This is a genomic window from Drouetiella sp., from assembly GCF_059504425.1.
On the sequence record NZ_JCACIN010000003.1, the window covers coordinates 51439 to 72396 of the forward strand.

The window sequence follows — 20958 nt, forward strand, 5'->3', positions numbered from 1 at the left end:
TAGGAGTCATCTTTCTGCGACAAGTACCAGGATTGCACCGATCGCATAGGCCAGAATATCTTTTCCATCAAAGGTGGTGCCAAGCATCGTGGCAATCAGCTGATTGTCTCGTAGCCCTAACCTATCGACAAAATTGAGGAATTGAAGCCCTTCAATGATGCAGGCGAAAGCAAACACGAAGGCGATCGCAGTGCTTGGGCGAATTTGCCAGAATGCTTTGATGAAGCAGTAGATGAGGATAACCACCAAAACATCGCCAACGAAGGGACGAATGAAGCGATCGGTTAGAAAAACGGCGATTAAAGTTTCAATCAGAAACAGTAAGATCGTCAGCCAGAAATACTTGACATTAAATTTGATCATGCGTTTTTAAGGCACTCTGCAATAGAAGGCGGTGACGGTTTAAAGCATTCTGCAACAACAGCCGTGACGCACCCCAAAAGCGGCATTGTCAGAGGTTGCTTTCCTTTCGTTTCATTCTAGACCGATGAATTACAGCGCTTTGCGCTTGGTTAAGTGTGGGTTATTTTTGTAGAAGCCGTGCGGAGGGAGGCTTCTACAAAAATAACTGTGATTTATGCAATTGAAAATTGCCGTAAGCGGGCTTCTGAGAGCAAATTACCTGCTATTGGAAGCTCTGAGCTGACCGCAGGCCGCATCGGCCTCCAGCCCTCTCGACCACCGCACCGTTGTCGAAATATGGTGCGATCGTAGTGCCTGAATGAAAGCCTGCACCCGTCGAGAATCGGGACGCTGATAATCTACCTCGTTAATGGGGTTGTAGGGAATCAGGTTGACATGGCTCTGAAAACCGCGCAAATGGGTCGCCAGTTCCGCCGCGTGGCTGGGGCGATCGTTCACATCTGCCAGCAATACGTACTCAAACGTTACGCGTCGTCCGGTCGCCTTTACATAGTCTCGGCATTCGCTCAGCAGCGCCTCTATCGAATAAGCATGGGCGCTGGGAATAAGCTGCTCTCGCAAGGCTTGGTTAGAAGCGTGTAGACTCACAGCAAGTGTTACCTGGAGCTGCTGCTCGGCAAGACGGCGAATTCGCCCCGGAATGCCGACGGTGGAGAGCGTGATCGATCGCTGCCCAATGCCTACGTCCTGATTGAGCGATCGCACTGCCTCCAACACGTTATCGGTATTTAGCAGGGGTTCTCCCATGCCCATAAACACAATATTGCTGACCCGGTGCCCAAAATCTTCCTGCACCGTTAGCACCTGATCGACAATCTCATGGGTTTCGAGATTACGCTGAAAGCCGCCCTTGCCCGTCGCGCAAAAGTCGCACGCCATCGGACAACCCACCTGAGATGAAACGCAAACCGTCAGGCGATCGATTTCAGCCGGAATATGCTTGATTTCGCCCTCACCCCATTCTCCTGCCTCTCTTGCTCCGCCCCTTTTAGAGGTGGGAATGCCGACCGCCTCAACAATTTGACCATCCGAGAGCTTCAGCAAAAACTTGACCGTGCCGTCAGGAGCTTCAGATCGGTAGTGTAGGGTCGACCGCCCGATTTCTACGTCAGCCAGACCAGAATTTGCTAGCTCCGATCGCCACTGCTTAGGAAACACCGAAATATCGGCGATCGATCGCGCTCCCTGCTGATAAATCCACTGATGGAGCTGCTTGCCGCGATAGGCAGGCTGCCCCTGCTGCTGCATCCAGTCGGTCAGCTCTGCCAGCGATCGTCCTAGCAGGGGCTTAGGCTGAGATGGGGTCACGAGCGCCAGAGGCAGTACAGCTTGACTGGATTCAAGCGGACTGGATTCAAGAGAACTGGAAGACATAGCTGAAAACAAGAAATTTCGGATGCTTAACCCTATCTATGGTAAGGGAGAATTAAGGGTAAAGAAGAATTAGGCGCGATCGCCAAACAGAGTTCGCCCCAGCCGAATCATCGTTGCTCCAGCCTGTATCGCCAGAAGATAGTCGTCTGACATCCCCATAGACAGCTCCCGCATCTGGATATGGCGGAAGTTGTGCTGACGAGTTTGCTGGCGAATTTCTTCTGCCAAATCCCGCGTCTGGGTAAAAACAGACTGCGTTTTCGAGGAGTCTAGTCCGTAGGGAGGGATAGACATTAGCCCTGCAATATCCAGGTGAATACATTGATCTAGCAAGGGCAGATCAGTCAAAAGCTCAGCCGCGCTCCAGCCAAATTTATTGGGATCAGGCAGGAGCTTGACTTGAAGAAAAATTTTAGGCTTGCAGATTTTGGGCTGCTCCGATGAGGACTCCGCAATTTGATTCAAGCGTTGGGCGAGTTTGAGGCTATCAACTGAATGAATCCAAGAAAAAAGCTCTAGTGCCTTAGCCGCTTTATTGCTCTGCAAATGCCCAATCAGATGCCAGGTTACGTCCGTCAAATCCCGTAACTGTTCCTGCTTATCCTCTGCTTCCTGAATGCGGTTCTCGCCAAAATCCCGAATTCCAGCCTCGTAGGCAATCCGCATCATCTCAGGCGAAATCTGCTTCGTTACGGCAATCAGCCTCACGGTCTGCGGCAAGGTTTGACGAATTTGACTCAGGCGATCGCCAAATTGACTGAGCGGAGAGGAAATCATTGGAACGTCTGCTTATGAGCTGCCTGAAGCTTGGTATATTCTTGGGTCTGCCCTGTCCGTCGCAACTCTCGCATCCGACCTTCGACCAAGATACGGGAATCTGTGCGACCAATGGCATCAAATTGAATGCCATCTTTACCCGTCGTCACCACGAAGAATAGGCGTTGAGCATAGAGCGTTGCAAATAGCTCTCGCTGTTCATCGACGACACAAACTCTGAATAACAAACCAAATGTCGGATGATTGAGATATGTTTCGGTACTCATTCGAGCTTTAACGACATCGGGTGTAATAGGTTCTCGCATCGAATTTAATTTATGAATACCTATGATTGAAGCAAATTTTGAGAACAACGCAGAAGTTATTTTGTGATTTGCATAAAATAACTCAGATGCGGACAAATATTTCTTCAGCGAGTGCAGGCTGTTTCTTCGGGCTAAAGCCAGGATCTAAGATCTAGAGTTAGGACTCAGGATTAGAGTACCCACGGCAGCTGGGATTTTAGCGATCGCCGGAATTTTCGAGAATGCTTTCTGCCAACTCATATTTACTGAGACGTTTGAGCAGATTGAATAGCTATTGAATCTTCTGCCTAAATTTGATGCGCCAATAACAGTTAAACGGCAGGGAAGTTAGACAATTAGCTTTTTCTCTGTCATTTCTCTGCTAACTTCTCTATCAATCTCAGCCAACCGTAATTCACCCACCGTCAAAAATAGTTGGATCTGTAATGACTGAACTTGATATTGTGCGAAATTTGTGGAACGAAAGGATCATTTGCTAACAAGACTGTACTGCCTTGTCACATAAATTGTAGCGCTTTCGCTCAAACTGTTGATGGATTAAACTTCGCAACCCACCCACCTAACCTCGCCACAGCCAGAGATATCTTTAATTCCTAATTTTGGATTCAATCGCGAAATGCCCGTGCTACCGACCCACCATGACACGAGCCACCAGAAAAATACCAATTCCCACAATTGCCAACCAGTCGGTGAGTTTAAGCTTAAACTGGTGCCATTTTACTTGATGTTGACTAGGGCTAGTAAAGCCGCGAACCTGCATAGCGCTAGCAATTTGCTCCGCCCGTACTAACAGGTTGTCGATCAGCCGCTCGGCAATCATCACCCAAACTTGAGTAGAGCTACGAAATCCCAGTTTTTTCCAGTTAATAGCTCTCGTCCGTACCGATCGCACCAAATTTTGCACCTCCTCCAACACAAGCGGAATAAACCGCAGCGATAGAGTCAGCGTCAAAATAATCTCAGTTACAGGCAGATTAAAGCGTCGCAGCGGTCGCATCAAGCTTTCCAGCGCTGCCGCAATTTCTTCCGGCGCAGTCGTCAGCAGATAGAGGTTAGCGCTATAGATCAGCGTAAACATCAGTGTCGCCGCCCGGATCGCCAGTTCTAGAGAGCGACGTGTGACGCGCACAATGCCCCGATCGAGTAAGAAATATTCGCCGTAATTAGTGGGCTGAGGCAATGCCGGAACTGAGGTTTTTAGAGCTGTGCTGGGGGCGATCTGAATTTGATTCAGCGCTAGAGCCAGATCATCCATCGGTAGGCGGGGCTGGCTGAGGGTCGCAATTCCATCTGGCGCAAACATGGTGATGCCAAACAGCAGCAGGCTAAAGACTGTCACCAATCCCATCTGCTGTCGCCAGACCCGAAAGGGGAGCCAAGTGCTAAGGGTTAGCAACAGCAAGCTGACGACGATCGCCACTCGCCAGTAAGGATTTGCCGCAATGGGCGTGATTAAAAAAGCCACTAACCAAAGTAGCTTGACTCTGGCATCAATTCGATGCAGCCAGGTAATGGGCTGCTCAAGGTACAGCCCAATGGGCAGCGATCGCAGCAAATCCATCGCACTAAATCCGTTGCACTAAATACAGCACTTTAAAACCCTGAGTTAAGAGAACATTTGCCAGAGGTCTATTCTCTTCCCTTAATCAGAGAGTGGCGTTTGTCTTCACCTTGACGGCACGGTTAGGGCTACGCTCCACTTCTCGGATTTTTTTGCCGCGCCACAGGATCTTCAGCGGCGTGCCCGTAAAGCCAAGATGCTTACGGAACTGCCCCTCCATATAGCGGCGGAAGGTATCTCCAAACAGCTTAGGATCATTGATGAAGAGGGCGATCGTTGGAGGCTGGCTGGTGACCTGCGTGCCATAGTAAATTCTGCCCTGGCGCCCTTGGCGAGTTGTGGGGGGTGTATGCCAGCTCAGAGCCTCCCCAATTACCTCATTAATCACGGCTGTGGTGACACGTCGCTTATGTTGCTCAGCCGCCGTATCCACCAAATCCAGAATTTTTTCGACCCGCTGCCCCGTCATGGCGCTGACGTAGACCGTCTCAGCCCAGTCGGTAAAGTGCAAGCGATCCTTCATCTGCTTGTCGTATTCGTAAATGGTGTAGGCATCTTTTTCCACCGCATCCCACTTGTTGACCACTATCACACAGGCTCGCCCATCTTCGGCAATTCGTCCTGCCAACTTCTGATCCTGCTCAGTGACTCCATCTAAGGCATCAATCACCAGCAGCACCACGTCAGCGCGGCGAATTGCCTTGAAAGCACGGTTAATGCCAAAGAATTCAGGGCCGTACTCTACCTGCTTCTTCTTGCGAATACCTGCCGTGTCAATCAGTCGATAGCGCTGTTCTCCCCGCTCAACCATCATGTCGATCGTGTCGCGAGTCGTGCCAGAAATAGGGCTGACGATCGCTCGACTCTCACCCACAAAAGCATTCAGCAAGCTGGATTTGCCCACGTTCGGACGGCCGACGATCGCCACCCGAATTTCGTCCCTTTCTTCCAGAATATCTGTGGTCGGCAGATGGTTGACTAGCTCATCCAATAGCTCTCCGGTGCCGTTGCCGTGAATACCCGAAACGGCATAGGGTTCGCCCAAGCCCAGCGTCCAAAATTCTGAAGCCTGCATCAAGCCCTGATCGACCGACTCGCACTTGTTGACTGCCAGTAGAACCGGGACAGACTGCTGTCGTAGCCACATGGCGATCGTTTCGTCCGAGGCGTTAGGCCCTTCTTTGCCGTCCACCACCATAATGGCGGCACAGGATTCGGCTAGCGCCAGCATCGCCTGTTCGCGGATCAGGGGCAAAAATTCAGTATCGTCGTCAAACACCAGCCCCCCTGTATCGACCACCATGAAGTCTCGATCGCGCCAGAAGGCTTCTCGGTAAGTGCGATCGCGGGTGACGCCGGGTTCATCATGGACGATCGCATCCATCATGCCAGTCAAACGATTGACCAGAGTCGATTTGCCCACATTCGGGCGACCAATAATAGCAACAACAGGAAGAGCCATAGGACAAGAACTAAAAATAGAAAGAAAGCAGGAGTCCGTTGAAAGCTTACGCAGTTGAATGCTGTGTTCAGTGGATCGCCCCTAACTATTGTGGCTTAGAAAATCCCATTCTGTAGTTTTCAAACCACAATTTGCCGATTTTTATCTAGACAAGCCGTTTTTTATGCCTGAGTTTGTGCTAAGCAAGCTCTCGAATTGCAGCCTGAGCTTCTCGTCGCAAGCCAGATGCAATCCGAAATAGCTCTTGCCCCGTGTGCAGATAGTGATCGTCGTAACTGCTAACAAAGCGCTCTAGCTCATCAATCCCATCGCTCACCTGATTCAAGCAATAGTAGAGATGAGCGGCAACCCCAGCTAGGGCTGGAGGATTGGGAACCGATCGAAATACCTGCTGACCGCGCTGTAGCGAGGTACGACAATCTTCCAAATAAGCCTGGAAGTCTTCTAACAGGTCGTCGTCAAACGGGTCAGCCGCCAGTTGGTTAATTTGCGCTTTCAAGGGACTAATGATCTGCCCGATGAGTCGATTGACAGGTTGGTAGACTCGACTCAGCCAGAGCTGAAGCTGCTCGTCGCTGTTCCGCCCTGCTTGCGCCTGACGATGACGTTTGTGAGCGGCGGCAGCTCTCTCATGGCGCTCTTCAGCAGTTGCAGCAGGTCGCGATCGCCCCTGGCTTTCATAGGTCAACTGGCGATCGTAGGACTGGCGTTGACGAGAATCGCTAAGAATTTCGTAGGCAGCATTGATCTCAGTTATTCGTTCGTGGCTAGTAGCATCCTGACTCACATCAGGATGAAAGCGCTTCGCCAGCAAGCGGTAGGCTTGCTTAATTTCAGACTGTGTTGCCGTCTGGCTAACCTTTAGAGTGTCGTAATACGTTTCTGCCATTCAAATATTCTATCGCTCATCCTCGCATCCCATAAAGCTGAAGCCTCTGCTATCAGCAATTCTCACTTTGAAGCAAAACCCGCAGCAGGCGGACTTTGTTCGGGCTGTATTGGGGGAGTTCGCGACCGCAAGGCGCGAACTCTCCGATATGAAATCCACAATGAGAACTGCTGCTCTGCTATCGCAACCTTTAGCCGACTCAGCTTAAATATAGTACATGAGATCTAATTGCCGTCGAGAGCTGCGTTTTTCAGCTAAATCTTGCAGGGTGTATTTCTGCAACACTGCATCAGCTGCACGACCAGACTCCTGCCAAATTTCTCTGATAATCATGCCTTCTACAGACTTTGTTTCTCGACTAGCTTCAGTCGGTCGAGATTCTGCGCCTTCAATACAGCTCAGCACTTCTAAAAGCGTAATTTTCCAAGGCTCTCGTGCCAGAAAGTATCCGCCTCTTGCCCCGCGCTGACTCCGCACAATCCCGGCCCGCCTCAGCGCTGCCAATAGCTGCTCAAGATAGCGATCGGGGATATTCTGCTCGGCAGCGATCTGGCGAATTTGTAGAGGTTCGCCATTGCTATGTTGCGTTGCTAGTTCTAGTAGGGCTAGCAATGCGTATTCACTCTTACAGGACAATTCCACGTTATTAGAGTTTGAGTAGGGTCTTCTTGAGTATACTCCGGTTCTCCACTGGGGTATGACCATTCTTGTGATTTTTAGGTAAACCTAGCCTTTAAATTGATAAGGCGGCACTCAGAAATCATCTGCCTTGTTTGGGTCTTAAAATTTGGCATAAAAAATCCCCCAAGATTTAGCTAACCCTGGGGGACGGAGGTTACAAAGACTTAAACTAGCCAAGTCTATGCACTCTGCAAAACTTATTCCAATCCTGCAATATTCCAATCTTCTCTTTAGCGGCTCAGAACCAAGGCTTGAAAAAAGCCTTAGAACGCACCGTCTTTGACTAGAACAGCCTTGATGGTTTTCAGAATCAGGATGAAGTCATAGGCAACAGACCACTTTTCTTGGTAAGCGATATCCATCTGCACAATTTGTTCAAAATCTTCTACGGTAGAGCGACCGTTGGCTTGCCATTCGCCTGTAATTCCAGGTTTGACAACCAAGCGCTGAAAGTGGTGGCGCTCGTACTTCATCACTTCATCAACCGTGGGCGGACGAGTGCCAACTAGACTCATTTCACCCTTTAACACGTTCCAAAATTGGGGAAGTTCATCCAGGCTGGTCTTGCGTAGAAATCGACCGACACGAGTAATTCTAGGGTCATTACGGTTCTTGAAAATGTTACCTTTTGCCTCGTTGTGAACGAGATGCTTGAGGCGATCGGCATCTTTGACCATCGAGCGAAACTTCCAGATGCGGAAGGTTTTGCCATTGAGTCCGCAGCGAATTTGGCTGTAGAGGAGAGGGCCTTGATCATCGAATCGGTTGGCGATCGCTACAGGAATAGCAACCAGGGTCGTAATCGCCAAGCCAACCAGCGCGCCAACAATGTCCATAAGACGCTTAGCTTTACTAGTAACCGAAGGATGCACCTGCTTGGTATTGGAAATCTCTTGTGGGCGAGCCAGCATAGATGAGTCAAGTGACGAGGATTTCAGGAAGTCAGAGGTGGTAATCACAGATTGCAGTGCTCCTTACAGGTAAACTGGTTGGGGGCTAGTCACCATTACTGAAACTATAAGAGCCGCTCTCCGACAGCAGGTAGTGAAAGTCAGTGGATTCGCCTAATCTTTGAATTAAGTCAGACTTTTATAAAGTTCCAATGTGAACGGCGGAAAAAGAGCCATCTAGGGCGAGCCTCTTAGCCAGACGCAGAACACTGTGCGATCGTTAATTCAGGTGGCAGCAACAAATGCACGTTCTTGCTCACCGCAAAGATCGGCTTTTGCGACCCTGGATCTCTCTGGGGATAGAGCATTCTGGCAACGCTGACTGCAACGATATGGGAACGATACAAAAATAGATCATTAATTCTTTATGCGTACCCATTCGAGACCTGTCGAATGCAAGAGAAAATGAGATCGCTTCGTCCTGTGTTAGGAGCTAGGTTATGATTTCCGCTCGTTTGTCCACCCGCTTTTTTACGCACTGGCGTAAAGTATTTGTTCCTATTTTACTCAGCTTGGTTGTGCTGGTTTCTGCTTGCAGCCAATCTGAACCCTCCCAATTTGCTAAGACTCAAGAAGAGACTTCTAAGCGAAATGCACCTGCTGCCGTGGCTAAGGGAGCCGAGCAGGGAAGCACCTTTAATAAGTTTTTCCCAGACTCCGTGAGCGGCTATGAAGTCGTTCCGGCACAAGAAAAGAACGGTTTTGCAGAATATAAAGTTAACAAGGGCGGCAAGAATGTTGCCGTGCTGTCCATTAATGACACCGTGGGCAACCCTACAGCAGCCACTAAATTTCAGAGCAGCACCGCGACGATCGCTGGCTATCCCACAGTAGAGCAAGGCACGACTGGCACGGCCGTTTTAGTCAACAACCGCTATCAGGTTAAAGTCCTGTCTCGTGATCCTGCTTTTTCTAAGGCAGATCGCGCTGCCTGGATTCAGAAAATCAATTTGCGTGGTTTGGCTAAGCTGCCCGCCGCTACCTCAAGTTTGCCTAAAGTCCAAGCACCCAAGGCTCAAGTACCTAAGACCGCCCCAGCACTCCCTGGCAAGCTTCAGCCCGCTCTCAACCCAACATAAGGTTAACTTTAAGGAGCGCTCAACTTAGAGCGCTCCTGACTTAGTAGGGCAAAGTGTAGAGTTCCTGGATACCTTACAACATCAGGAGAATATTATGAGCGACAAAGCAATTTACGACCACGTTGACCATCTGCCCACTGGCGGCATGACGGTGATGGCGTTAAAGTCCCTAGACTGGGTGATTCCAGGACAGTGGCAAAACCTGGTAGGTTTTGAGAAGACCATTACTGCCGTGACGGGCGAAACCGATCCGGCTTTGATCAAGCAGATTGGCGATCGCGCCGTGACGCTCTACAACGATAAGCACGAAGGATATCAGCGCGCCCTGTGGCTGTACCAAACCGTAGATGCGGCTTCGGGCGCTCTGGGTGCGGCAGCTCTGGCAAACAAAGTGGGGCAAGATATCTCGTTTTTGGGAATTTTGAAAAATCTCACGCCCAAGCCTGAGAAGGCTCAGAGCATCGACCTCTGCGTCAAGCTGGTCGTAGAACTGGTTGCCTTTTGCCAGATTAACGGCATTCCAGGTGACAGCATTGGCGATTTCCTATCGGCTCTCAAAGACTACGGCGGCGAATCTCTGATGCGGATGGCGGCTCTGGTCTGCTTTGACGGTCTGATTCCGCTAGGGCCTGACTTTGCCTCAAAAGGCTTGTCGGTAATTAAAGGCATGTCGCCTTCTGACTTGGAGCACAACCAAACCTTCAAGGGAGTTCGGGAACTCATCCCAGGCGGCAACTCCGCTGGACAGTTGGGCTTCATTACCGAGAGCTTTGAGTCTACCAAAGGCTGGATGGATAACTTCGTCTCCTCTAAGGCATTGACTCCCGATCGCGTGGTTGACAACCTCTCCAAATTTGTGGATATCTCCAAAGACAAGCTGGATTACCTGGGGGCTTTCCTAGATATGTACGTCAAGTACTATCAGCACACTGGCATTCAAACCCTGGCGCATCGCTTGATTGAGCGATCGGTTGCTGAAATCTAGCGCTCTTAACCTCATGTTCGGAAGACTGTTCGCTGAACGGTTTTCAATAAAAAGGGATGCTGACTCAGCATCTCTTTTTATTGAAACTGCAAGCCAATACCCGGATATCTTTTGCAAGATCGCTCTCTACGGGTTGCAATCGCCAGAGTTCCGGCTAAACTTTCCAATTACAGGCAAGAAATAATCTGAAGCAGGTGATTGTGGCGCAGGTTGTCATTGAGAACATTTATAAAAGCTTTTCACGTCAACTGGGTAGCAAGATTCGCGCTGAAATACCTGAGACTGGAATACCCGAAACTGGAGCGCCTAAAAAAGATTTTGAAAAGAGAAGCCATGAAGGCTCAGCTGTCAGCGTTTTGCGGCGAATCAACCTCTCTATTCAGGATGGCGAATTCATGGTGCTGGTGGGGCCTTCGGGCTGCGGCAAAAGTACGCTGCTGCGCCTGATCGCTGGACTGGAGAGCATCACAGGCGGCAACATTTGGGTAGGCGATCGCCTCGTCAATAACCTGCCGCCTAAACAGCGCGATATTGCCATGGTGTTTCAGAGCTACGCCCTTTACCCTCATATGACGGTGCATGACAACCTGGCATTTGGACTGCGGCGATCGGTGGGCGCAGAAGACAACCCCCGCTCCTCCTGGGCAGAACGCCTGCTGGTCAGCGTCACTCGCTTTTTGCCTCGCAACCTGCAATACCAGTCGGAAGAAGAGCGTGCCATCACTCAACGAGTCATGACCGTTGCCCAAATGCTGCAAATTGATGCTTTGCTCGATCGCTATCCCAAGCAGCTGTCGGGCGGACAAAAGCAGCGTGTGGCGCTAGGTCGAGCCATGGCGCGCAGTCCCCAGGTGTTTTTGATGGATGAGCCGTTGTCTAACCTAGACGCTAAGTTGCGAAATGAAACCCGGACGCAAATTGTCAACCTTCAGCGCAAGTTAGGCACAACGACCATCTATGTCACCCACGACCAGACTGAGGCAATGACCATGGGCGATCGCATTGCCGTGATGAACGCCGGACAAATTCAGCAGCTTGCTTCACCCCTAGAGCTGTATAACTATCCGGCAAATCGATTCGTAGCAGAATTTATTGGCTCACCACCCATGAACTTTCTCCCCATCCAGGTGAAGGCACCGCTGTTGATCCAGCATCCGCAGTTTCGGGTGACGCTGCCTGAGAACTGGGAGCAAGCTTTGAAGCCCTATGATGGGCGATCGCTTACCCTAGGCATTCGTCCCGAACATCTCAGCGTCAGCCTACCTGCTCCTAAAAATCTGCCTGTTCGGGTCGATCACATTGAGGCATTGGGCAGTGAGACCTATTTGACGGTCAGCCTTGCAGAATCTGCTAATGCCGAAAGGCTGGTTTTGCAGGTCAGAACCGAACCGGATCGCAGCGTTAGCTTGGGAGAAATGCTGTGGCTATCTATGGCGATCGACAAAATCCATTTGTTCGACCCTGAATCTACCGTAAGAATTGCGTAAATTTGTCCCAAAAGTATCCTACGGACACAAGATATAGTGGGTCATTCCTGCGGCAAGTTGCTAGTATTAGATAGCAAAGTTGCCGTTTTAGGTGAGCGAGTTGGGAATTGAGCTTTTCCATAACCCAGCCGTGGTGTAGAGGTAGAAAACAATGGCTGATACTGCGGCATTTTTAGCGGGTTGTGCTGTCACAGGGGTTGCGGCTCTGTTTTTGTTGAAAAATGACTTGGCGATCAGTCAGCCGAGAGTTTTGCAGGCGCCTCTCGTAGAACCCGTGATCGCACCTTCGCAGGCATCAGGTGTGTTTCAAGATCCAGGTCAGGGGTGGAAGCTGCAAACCCAGGTTGAGCAGCAGCAGGGGATTGCGCGAGAGCTGACTGACCAGTTTCGTCAACAGCAGAGCGACACTCAAGACATCAAGACTCAGCTTGAAAAGCAAGAAAGTCAGTCAGAAGAACTGCGCAGTCAGTTGGAAAAGCAGCAGCGCAGCACAGAACAGCTAATTGCTCAGCTACAGGAACAGCAGCGCCTGATTGACAAAATGGCAGATCAAAAGTCGATCGACCCGACTGCACTTCTCCGTAACGATCAGTCCTCTGGACAGATTCAGACAGCTCTTTGGATTGGCGGTGGAGTGATCCTCATCGTTTTGATGGGCGGCGGCATCGTTTTGATTGGGGTAATTGTGGTGGTGATGATGTCGTCGCGCCGTCGTCAGACCCGAACAGTACATGTGGTACACCCTGTACCAACTCCCTATAATTTTGCAGAACAGCCTCAGCTTTTGTCGCCTGCTCGTGCCCGAATTAAGCCGCCGAGACAGGTGGATTATTATGATGAGTAAAGATTAAGGAGTATTAAGCAAAGGTATACTGATGAGGGCACATCTGTGTGATGGCTGATGTTTCCCCTCATTGCACAAATATTGCACAAATAATTGTGTAATTGACTCGTGGCTGTGCAACCTTGGCACTCTTTGCTGCCAGTAGGCAAATGCCAGTTTTCGCGGTCTTTTTGTATGTCCTTTTTTCTTATACCCAGAGAGTTTTCTAATTCATGACGATATCGACGGCAAAGATTGACAATTCGGCATCTGCCGCAGTTCCCGATCCTTCCGCCTTGAAACTGAGACACATTTTACAAACGCTGCCTAGAGAGTGCTTTCAGAAGAACCGCGTTAAAGCCTGGATGACTGCTTTAGTCACAGTGGTGATGACTGCGATCGGCTATCTCTTCCTTGCCTATTCCCCTTGGTACTTATTGCCGATCGCCTGGATCTACACGGGCACTGCCCTCACCGGATGGTTTGTCGTCGGGCATGACTGTGGGCATCGCTCTTTTGCCAACCGCCGCTGGGTCAATGATCTCGTGGGGCATGTAATGATGGCGCCTCTGATCTATCCCTTTCACAGCTGGCGAATCTTGCACAACTACCACCATGCCCATACCAATAAGCTGGAGGTAGATAACGCTTGGCAACCCTTCACGACCGAGGTTTATGAAAACATTGGTACGGTGAAACGCCAGGGCTATGAGGCAATCCGGGGCTGGTTTTGGTGGGTTGGGTCGATCGCCCATTGGGGTTTGATGCACTTTGATCTGGCTAACTTTGCACCCAAGGATCGAGACAAGGTGAAGTTATCGATCGCATCCGTGGTAATTTTTGCGGCGATCGTTTTTCCCCTGCTCATCATTACAACAGGCATCTGGGGCTTCGTGAAATTCTGGTTAATGCCCTGGATGGTGTACCACTTCTGGATGAGTACCTTTACGCTAGTGCATCACACCGATGCCGAGATTCCCTTTACGCCATCGGCTCAGTGGAACGAGGCAATGGCACAGCTTGCGGGTACCGTCCACTGCGACTATCCTCGCTGGATTGAGTTTCTTTGCCACGATATTAATGTGCATGTGCCGCACCACATTTCAACGGCGATTCCTTCCTATAATTTGCGGATGGCGCATCGCATTTTGAAAGAAAACTGGGGTGAATACATCCAAGAGCGACAGTTTTCTCTGGGGCTAATGCAGGAAATTGTGGAGCAATGTCATCTTTATGAAGGCGATCGCAACTATCAGTCCTTTGAGGAATATCGGCAAGCTGCACCTCACGCCTAAAAGCTAGAGATTGAGATTCAGAAGGGGGATTAAGAGAAGCTTAATCCCCCTTTATTTTTTGAAAGCGCCAATTATTCAGGTAAATTTAGCCAAAATCCGATATCCAGCAGTCCGGGGTTCGGATCTTGAGCGGGGATGGGTTGGACGGAAGACTGAGCAGAGTTAGATTGAACGGGCTGAACTTCGTGGACAATGCGCTGCATTTCGATCGCCTGCATTTCTACTGCCTCAGTCTGGAGTGCCTCTACCTCAATCACCTCTACCTCGATCGCCTGCTCATGACGGTAGGAATTCTGGATTATGTGAACTGGACTATTGACGCAGGGTTCAGCAGGAGGTCGCTGAGCATCAGCGCGGTAGGCGGCTCCTGATTGTGAGAGCCAAACTTCTGAATGTGTAAAGGGCAATCCGTATTGGGCATTGTTCATGGGGCTACTCCTGGAGATCTACAGTCTGTTTGGGGGACATAACGCGCGATCGAGGTGAGGGGGCAACTCAAACTCTTCGCTCTATCCTATGCAAACTGTTTTGAAAGGTGCGCAGCGCGCACCCTTCAAAACAGCGTTAACCATTTGCCCAGTGGGCGGCATCTCGACGGGCGTGAATATTTTTGATATGTTTTTTGACCGTATCTTCGGCGATATAAAGTTTGGCAGCGATCGCTTTATAGGTCAGTCCGATTCGTTTTAACACCCAAACTTCAGTTTCGCGTTCAGTTAGGCTATAGCGCTGGGCTTCGGCATAGGCTCGGTACTGAGCCGACTGCTGCTGATCTTCTAACGTTACTAAGAATGAAGAATGCTCTACGCCAGGATCTAACCAGCGAACTCGAATCCGTATGGTTGTTCCTGCCTCAGTTTGAATTTCATCTTCAATAACAATGGCTTGCGCAATTTGGCGGCTATCCATTAAGGCATGGCAGCAGCGCCAAATCTGGAGAGGAACGCTAGCTGAGTTTGCAGTGGCAAGTAAATTTTGGCAAATCTGGCGGGCACAGCTATTGTCATAGGTTAGTTCGCCGCGATCGCTCAGGATCATAATGCCGTCTGGCAGACCTTCTACTACACCCTGAAGCAGGGTGAGGTTATTATCTAGCCTCTGAATGGGTGAACCTTGGAGAGTGGATGCAGGTGATTGAACAGGTGATTGGGCAGGTGATTGAACAGGTAATTGGGCAGGTGACTGAAAGGTTAACGGTTTCACGATCGTTTCCACAGGTGACGTTTTTAGAGATGCATTTTCAGGAACGGAACTTTGTTGAGAATGAGACTTTGCCAGCGATCGGGTCGATTTGCTAGTCGGCTTGTCGGCAACTGGTTTGTCAACGGCTAATGTGTTGGAAGTTGTGATTGCAGGGTTCATCATGATGGGGGCTTTTCGCTAATGAACGGTAGATGCCTCTTAAGAACTCCAACATATGACAGTCTAGGACGGCGCATAGAGAGCAAAAGTTGCTGTACGCTAACCCAAGTAACAACAGAGAACTTACGGAAACCTAATGATGCTGTTCGTCCTGAGAGGCTTAAACTAAGTAAAAATCACCTGGACAGTTGAGCAGATGCCGTCCTATGCCACTACAACAACTGCGCCTATTCTTTCCGGAAAAGCGTTCTAATCTCAGCCAAGTTCGGTGATCTAAACTCGACCAGTTGAAAAATTGGTTAGATTTTAATTTAATTAATTTTCAATTTCATCCGGATTAGCAAAATGCCCGATCGCCACCCTCATTTTTCGAGTTCAGGTATTCAATTAGAACTTCGTGGAAGCGCCTGTTATCAATTGTTTCAAGTTTCCGTAATCAGGCTTTGAGGCATTGATGTTAATCACGTCTAAAAACGAACCAAGACGTATCTCATATCAATCTAAGACCCAAACAGGACAGATAAAAAATTATCTGCCGCCTCATCAACTTAAATGCGCTTAATAATTCAGTGTGACGAGATGGGGTCATTTGTTGGCAATCAAGGGAACAGTTCTGGTCAGCGTCAGGTATTCTCCAGTAATTGACATCAAAGCCTCGGCAAAGAGAGTGGTAAAACCTGCTACATTGAATGGCTCAACTGCACCTTAGCCAACGGGTTTAAAGACTGGTTCGCAAGACCCTGTTATTTTCCAAAAAACTAGAGAATCACATCGGTATAATCGGGTGCTTCGTTCACCCCTACAGCTCATTATTATTGGTGTAGCGCTGCAATTATTACAAGATCAATAGGCGCTGGCTGCTCACATTCGATCGCAAGATACTCGACTCGCATTGCAGTATTAATAAAAATGTTAAAGCGATCGTAGCTCTGACTGCCTGCTCCAGAATTTCTTGCGGAAAGGCGCTGCAATGGCGATCGTTCTAAAATATAGCGCTACGCGCCCAGATCCAATGAGTTATTTTTTGAGAGCCGCGCGGAGCGCGGCTCTCAAAAATCATCTGCCCTGTTTGTGTCTTAAATTGGTATCAGTTCAACCTGACTCCATAATGGACAATGCCAGTGTTGACAAACTATCGGAGTCTTGCGATTGTATAGGGAAACAAAATGCCCAGAGAAGCAAAGTTTTGTCCCACTAGCCCTGAACACTGTTGCGTCAGACCAGCATTACGCTCAACAAAGATGACAGAAGAATCAGAGAAATCATAGCAATGACTCCTGAGGCTACTGAGCATCGAAGATGGAGCATTAAAGCATAGCTGTCGCCAGTTTGCTGGGGACATTTTTGGTGGAGCGCGAAGCGCTCCACCAAAAATGTCCCCGTCCTAACCGCCTTGGCGGTTGCTATAAAGTTATCGGTACTCGCTTCATTGCCGCCTAGAAGAGTTTTATGAAAAAATTTCTTTCCCTGCTTTTGACTTTCCTCATGCTGGTTAATGCAGTTTGCGATCCGTCGCTGGCTCTCTCGCCGGGTGCTAATGTACCGCTTCAGAGCCTTGGCGCAGGCGAAGGAAAGCTCTCAATCCTGGCTTGGCCGGGTTACATTGAGCGCGGCGAAACTGACGAAAGCTATGACTGGGTGACAGGCTTTGAGAATGGCACAGGTTGCAAGGTTAATGTGAAAACGGCGGCAACTTCTGACGAAATGGTAACGCTGATGAATCAAGGTGGCTATGATCTGGTGACGGCTAGTGGAGATGCCACTCAACGCCTGATCGCAGGTGGCAAAGTCCAGCAAGTCAATACAGATCTAATTCCTAGCTGGAAAACTGTTGATCCTCGATTGCAGGATGCTCCTTGGCATACGTTAGAGGGTAAGCACTATGGTGTGCCCTACCAGTGGGGTTCCAATGTGCTGATGTACAATACCCAAACTTTCCCTAAGCCACCCACAAGCTGGGATGTGGTTTTTAGAGAACAGCAGCTTCCAGATGGCAAATCCAACAAGGGTCGGGTACAAGCCTACGATGGGGCTATTTACATTGCTGATGCAGCTTTGTATCTCAAGGAGCATCAGCCGGAATTGGGTATTACCGACCCCTACGAGCTGAATCAAGCGCAATTTGATGCAGCGATCGCCCTTCTCAAAGGACAGCGTCAGCTTATCGGTCGATACTGGCATGATGCCAATGTGCAAGTCGATGATTTTGTCAGCGAGGGGGTCGTGGCTTCTAGCGCCTGGCCCTTTCAGGTAAACTTGCTCAAGAGCAAGGAATCGCCTATTGACAGTACTATCCCCCTTGAAGGGGCAACGGGCTGGGCAGACACCACCATGGTGCACACTCAGGCACAGCATCCCAATTGCGCCTACAAATGGCTGGAGCATTCGCTCTCGCCCAAGGTTCAAGGCGATGTTGCTGCCTGGTTTGGGTCTGTTCCCGTCGTGCCTGCTGCCTGTAAAGGAAACGCATTGCTTGGGGCGGAAGGGTGCGCAACCAATGGCTCTGAAAACTTTGAGAAAATTAGCTTCTGGCGCACTCCTGTTGCTATGTGCGATGGGGAAAAGAAATGTGTTCCTTACTCTAAGTGGGTCTCTAGCTACATCGCCATCATTGGCAGCAAATAAGCTTGGCAGCAAATAAGCTTGGTAGTAAATAAGCTTGGTAGTAAGTAATAAACTCTATGACTGAAAAGCTTCCAGCCGTTGAGTTTGTCCATGTCACTCGTCAGTTTGAAGCCATGAGAGCCGTAGATGATCTCAGCTTTACGGTTGATCAGGGAGAGTTTTTTTCGCTATTGGGTCCCTCAGGTTCGGGCAAAACGACCTGTCTCAGATTGATTGCGGGTTTTGATCAGCCTAATTCTGGCAGTATCCGTCTTTTGGGGCAGGAAGCCGCTAGCCTTCCCCCCTATGAACGAAACGTTAATACCGTTTTTCAAGACTATGCTCTGTTTCCTCACATGACCGTTGGCGAGAATGTGGGCTACAGCTTAATGCTCAAGAAAACGCCCAAGCAAGAGCGCCAGAAGCGAGTCGAGGAGATGCTAGAACTGGTGCAGTTAGGCGGAATGATGCAGCGAAAACCCTCTCAACTCTCAGGAGGGCAACGCCAACGGGTGGCTCTGGCTCGTGCCCTGATCAACGAACCGCAGGTTCTATTGCTAGATGAACCTTTGGGCGCTTTAGATCTAAAGCTGAGGCAGCAAATGCAGATGGAACTCAAAGCGATTCAAAAACGGGTAGAGATTACCTTTATCTTTGTCACCCACGATCAAGAAGAGGCATTGACCCTGAGCGATCGCCTAGCGGTCTTTAATCGGGGTAAAATCGAGCAGATTGGAGTTCCGGCAGAGGTCTACGAACGCCCAGCAACCGCCTTTGTTGCGGATTTTGTGGGAGTTTCTAATGTGGTGGACGGCACCTTGGCGCAAGCCCTAATCGGTTCAGATCGATCGTTTGCGATTCGTCCAGAAAAAATTCACATGACGGATCTCGAAACACCTGTCCCCCCTGACGCTTGCTCCGCTGTCGGGCAGATTCAGGAGGTGCTCTATCTGGGCATATCTACCCGCTACCGAGTAGCGCTACAGGGCGGATATCTAACCGTTGTTGAGCAGAATACGACCTCAGCCATCCCCCGTTCGGGCAAGGTGCAGTTGATCTGGCAGCGTGAACACATTTGTCCTTTGAGCTAGGCGCAGCATATGCAGAACATTCCTCCCGCGTCTGCTCGTCGCCCTGGGTTTCAGCTCCGCCGGGTAGTCAATTTTTTCTATCATCGACCGCGAGGATTGCTGGCTTTGCTGCTGCTAGCCCCGCTGCTCTGGTTTGGGGTCGTGTACCTGGGATCTCTGGGGGCGCTGCTGATTCAAAGTTTCTTTCACCTAGACGATTTTACGGGTCAAGTTGTCCGCGAATTTACGCTGCAAACCTATGGTGAGTTATTGAGTCGCTCTAATGGGGATATCATCCTGCGCACGGTAGGAATGGCTGCATCGGTCACGATCGCCGCCGCAATCTTGGCGTTTCCGTTGGCTTACTATATGGCTCGCCATGCCCCGCCCCGACTCAAAGCGGCTCTATCCTTGGCTATTTTGCTACCCCTCTGGTCTAACTACCTGGTGCGAGTGTATTCTTGGAAGCTAATTTTGGCTCAAGAAGGTGTTCTCAGTTGGTTCATTCGCCTCTTCCACCTAGAGGGACTCTTAAATCTTCTCTTAAGCCTACCCAGCATCGGCGGCACCTCGCTTTCGGTTTCAGCGTTTGGGCCGTTTCTGGCTTTTCTTTATCTTTGGTTACCCTACATGATTTTGCCGATGCAGGCGGCATTAGAGCGAGTTCCCCTTTCTTTAACGGAGGCTTCCGCCGACTTAGGAGGTAGAAATTGGGCAACCTTTCGCTGGGTGATCTTGCCGCTAGGGTTTCCAGGCGTTGTGGCAGGCTCTATTTTTACCTTCTCCCTCACTTTGGGAGACTTTATTGTGCCCAGTATTTTGGGGAACTCTAGCCTTTTTATTGGTCAAGTCGCCTACATTCAGCAAGGTACTGCTGGCAATATTCCCATAGCAGCAGCTTTTACCGTGGTGCCCATGATCATCATGACGTTTTATCTGATTGGTGCTAAGCGACTGGGAGCCTTTGATGCCCTCTAAATCTGCACCGCTCAGCTTAAAGATTGCCGTCGGGGGAGGGCTACTTTTTCTATACTTTCCCTTTACCGTCATTCTGCTATATGCCTTCACTACAGAAGATTCAGCCTTTACCTTCCCGCCGCCAGGGTTAACCCTGAAGTGGTTTTCGGTTGCTTTGCAGCGTCAAGATCTCTGGCAGGCGCTGACCCTTTCGTTGCAGGTGGCGACCGTGGCGACAGGCTTGGCTCTGATCATGGGAACATTGGCGGCGATCGCGGTTTACCGAACTCCCTTCTTTGGACGAGAAGCGATTTCTTTCTTGCTGCTCTTGCCGATCGCCTTACCCGGAATTGTGACAGGTATTGCCCTGCGATCGGCCATTAACTTAACCGGGATTCCCTTTAGTTTCTGGACGGTGGTGGTGGGTCACGCAACGTTTTGCATTGTGGTGGTCTATAACAATGTGGTGGCTCGCCTGCGCCGAACCGCTAAATCCCAGATAGAAGCTTCCATGGATTTAGGCGCAGATCCTTTGCAAACCTTCCGCTATATTGTGCTGCCCAACCTGGCAACGGCTCTGCTTGCAGGAGGAATGCTAGCCTTCGCCCTCTCCTTCGACGAAGTGATTGTCACCACCTTCACCGCAGGTCAGCAGTCTACATTGCCCATCTGGATTCTGTCTCAGTTAACTCGACCCCGGCAGCGACCCGTCACCAATGTCGCGGCAGTCTTCGTCATTGTGATTACTTTTTTGCCTATTCTTCTGGCTCATCGTCTGAGTCAGGATCGCGAGTCTACTTAAACTCTCTTGCCCCTTGCGTCATCCGGCATTGCTGAATCTGGGTATGAATTTTTTTTGAAAGGGGCGCGGAGC

General features: G+C 49.9%; 20 protein-coding genes and 1 pseudogene. 10 read left to right on the top strand and 11 right to left on the bottom strand.

Annotation, left to right across the window (positions count from 1 at the left end; translation table 11 throughout):
• Positions 1-6 precede the first annotated feature (6 nt).
• The 9 genes from AC5JMP_RS01095 to AC5JMP_RS01135 form a co-directional block, all read right to left on the bottom strand.
• The gene (locus AC5JMP_RS01095; RefSeq protein WP_495849570.1) at positions 7-363 is read right to left on the bottom strand and encodes a ribosomal maturation YjgA family protein; all 357 of its coding nucleotides are present in this window, start codon (positions 361-363) and stop codon (positions 7-9) included.
• Between the two features lie 255 nt (positions 364-618).
• Positions 619-1671 carry a dual-specificity RNA methyltransferase RlmN gene (gene rlmN / locus AC5JMP_RS01100; RefSeq protein WP_495849601.1) on the bottom strand — a complete coding sequence of 351 codons (1053 nt, stop codon included), beginning with the start codon at positions 1669-1671 and terminating at the stop codon, positions 619-621.
• A gap of 195 nt (positions 1672-1866) precedes the next feature.
• Positions 1867-2574 (bottom strand): YggS family pyridoxal phosphate-dependent enzyme, encoded by a 708-nt coding sequence (locus AC5JMP_RS01105; protein WP_495849571.1) that lies wholly within the window; start codon positions 2572-2574, stop codon positions 1867-1869.
• Positions 2571-2840, bottom strand: a complete 270-nt coding sequence (pipX, locus tag AC5JMP_RS01110; protein ID WP_495849602.1) for a transcriptional coactivator PipX — start codon at positions 2838-2840, stop codon at positions 2571-2573. Before pipX ends, AC5JMP_RS01105 begins: the two co-directional genes overlap by 4 nt.
• 664 nt (positions 2841-3504) lie before the next feature.
• A complete protein-coding gene (locus AC5JMP_RS01115) occupies positions 3505-4440 on the bottom strand; it encodes an energy-coupling factor transporter transmembrane component T family protein (RefSeq protein ID WP_495849572.1) in 936 nt (311 codons plus the stop codon).
• An 85-nt stretch (positions 4441-4525) separates the two neighbouring features.
• Positions 4526-5902: a ribosome biogenesis GTPase Der gene (gene der, locus AC5JMP_RS01120; protein ID WP_495849573.1), complete on the bottom strand. Its 1377-nt coding sequence runs from the start codon at positions 5900-5902 to the stop codon at positions 4526-4528.
• Between the two features lie 178 nt (positions 5903-6080).
• Entirely contained in the window at positions 6081-6791 is a 711-nt protein-coding gene (locus AC5JMP_RS01125; protein ID WP_495849574.1) for a DnaJ domain-containing protein, read from the bottom strand.
• A 204-nt stretch (positions 6792-6995) separates the two neighbouring features.
• On the bottom strand, positions 6996-7433 hold the full coding sequence (locus AC5JMP_RS01130) for an Rrf2 family transcriptional regulator (RefSeq protein ID WP_495849575.1): 438 nt from the start codon (positions 7431-7433) through the stop codon (positions 6996-6998).
• Between the two features lie 302 nt (positions 7434-7735).
• The gene (locus AC5JMP_RS01135; protein ID WP_495849603.1) at positions 7736-8383 is read right to left on the bottom strand and encodes a sugar transferase; all 648 of its coding nucleotides are present in this window, start codon (positions 8381-8383) and stop codon (positions 7736-7738) included.
• 479 nt (positions 8384-8862) lie between these two features.
• On the opposite strand from AC5JMP_RS01135, the gene AC5JMP_RS01140 reads away from it, so the two are divergent.
• The 5 genes from AC5JMP_RS01140 to AC5JMP_RS01160 all read left to right on the top strand — a co-directional run bounded on the left by AC5JMP_RS01140 (position 8863) and on the right by AC5JMP_RS01160 (position 14091).
• Entirely contained in the window at positions 8863-9501 is a 639-nt protein-coding gene (locus AC5JMP_RS01140) for a hypothetical protein (RefSeq protein WP_495849576.1), read from the top strand.
• A 94-nt stretch (positions 9502-9595) separates the two neighbouring features.
• The gene (locus AC5JMP_RS01145; RefSeq protein ID WP_495849577.1) at positions 9596-10486 is read left to right on the top strand and encodes a hypothetical protein; all 891 of its coding nucleotides are present in this window, start codon (positions 9596-9598) and stop codon (positions 10484-10486) included.
• Positions 10487-10686: 200 nt separating this feature from the next.
• A complete protein-coding gene (locus AC5JMP_RS01150; protein ID WP_495849578.1) occupies positions 10687-11973 on the top strand; it encodes an ABC transporter ATP-binding protein in 1287 nt (428 codons plus the stop codon).
• Positions 11974-12124: 151 nt separating this feature from the next.
• On the top strand, positions 12125-12817 hold the full coding sequence (locus tag AC5JMP_RS01155) for a hypothetical protein (RefSeq protein WP_495849579.1): 693 nt from the start codon (positions 12125-12127) through the stop codon (positions 12815-12817).
• 212 nt (positions 12818-13029) lie between these two features.
• Positions 13030-14091 carry a fatty acid desaturase gene (locus AC5JMP_RS01160; RefSeq protein ID WP_495849580.1) on the top strand — a complete coding sequence of 354 codons (1062 nt, stop codon included), beginning with the start codon at positions 13030-13032 and terminating at the stop codon, positions 14089-14091.
• A 71-nt stretch (positions 14092-14162) separates the two neighbouring features.
• Here AC5JMP_RS01160 and AC5JMP_RS01165 read toward each other — a convergent pair whose 3' ends face one another.
• Together AC5JMP_RS01165 and AC5JMP_RS01170 are read right to left on the bottom strand one after the other, a co-directional pair.
• Positions 14163-14519, bottom strand: a complete 357-nt coding sequence (locus tag AC5JMP_RS01165) for a hypothetical protein (RefSeq protein WP_495849581.1) — start codon at positions 14517-14519, stop codon at positions 14163-14165.
• Between the two features lie 136 nt (positions 14520-14655).
• On the bottom strand, positions 14656-15456 hold the full coding sequence (locus AC5JMP_RS01170) for a helix-turn-helix transcriptional regulator (RefSeq protein WP_495849582.1): 801 nt from the start codon (positions 15454-15456) through the stop codon (positions 14656-14658).
• Between the two features lie 642 nt (positions 15457-16098).
• Between AC5JMP_RS01170 and AC5JMP_RS01175 the strand changes: the two are divergent.
• The 5 genes and pseudogenes from AC5JMP_RS01175 to AC5JMP_RS01195 form a co-directional block, all read left to right on the top strand.
• Positions 16099-16277: pseudogene (locus AC5JMP_RS01175) on the top strand (IS1 family transposase); the annotation flags it as partial.
• Positions 16278-16902: 625 nt separating this feature from the next.
• A complete protein-coding gene (locus AC5JMP_RS01180; protein WP_495849583.1) occupies positions 16903-18078 on the top strand; it encodes an ABC transporter substrate-binding protein in 1176 nt (391 codons plus the stop codon).
• A gap of 56 nt (positions 18079-18134) precedes the next feature.
• On the top strand, positions 18135-19148 hold the full coding sequence (locus AC5JMP_RS01185) for an ABC transporter ATP-binding protein (RefSeq protein ID WP_495849584.1): 1014 nt from the start codon (positions 18135-18137) through the stop codon (positions 19146-19148).
• A gap of 9 nt (positions 19149-19157) precedes the next feature.
• Positions 19158-20105, top strand: coding sequence for an ABC transporter permease (locus tag AC5JMP_RS01190; protein ID WP_495849585.1), 948 nt, complete (start codon positions 19158-19160; stop codon positions 20103-20105).
• Complete coding sequence (locus AC5JMP_RS01195; protein WP_495849586.1) at positions 20095-20886, top strand: ABC transporter permease; 792 nt, start codon at positions 20095-20097, stop codon at positions 20884-20886. Before AC5JMP_RS01190 ends, AC5JMP_RS01195 begins: the two co-directional genes overlap by 11 nt.
• The last annotated feature ends 72 nt before the right edge of the window (positions 20887-20958 follow it).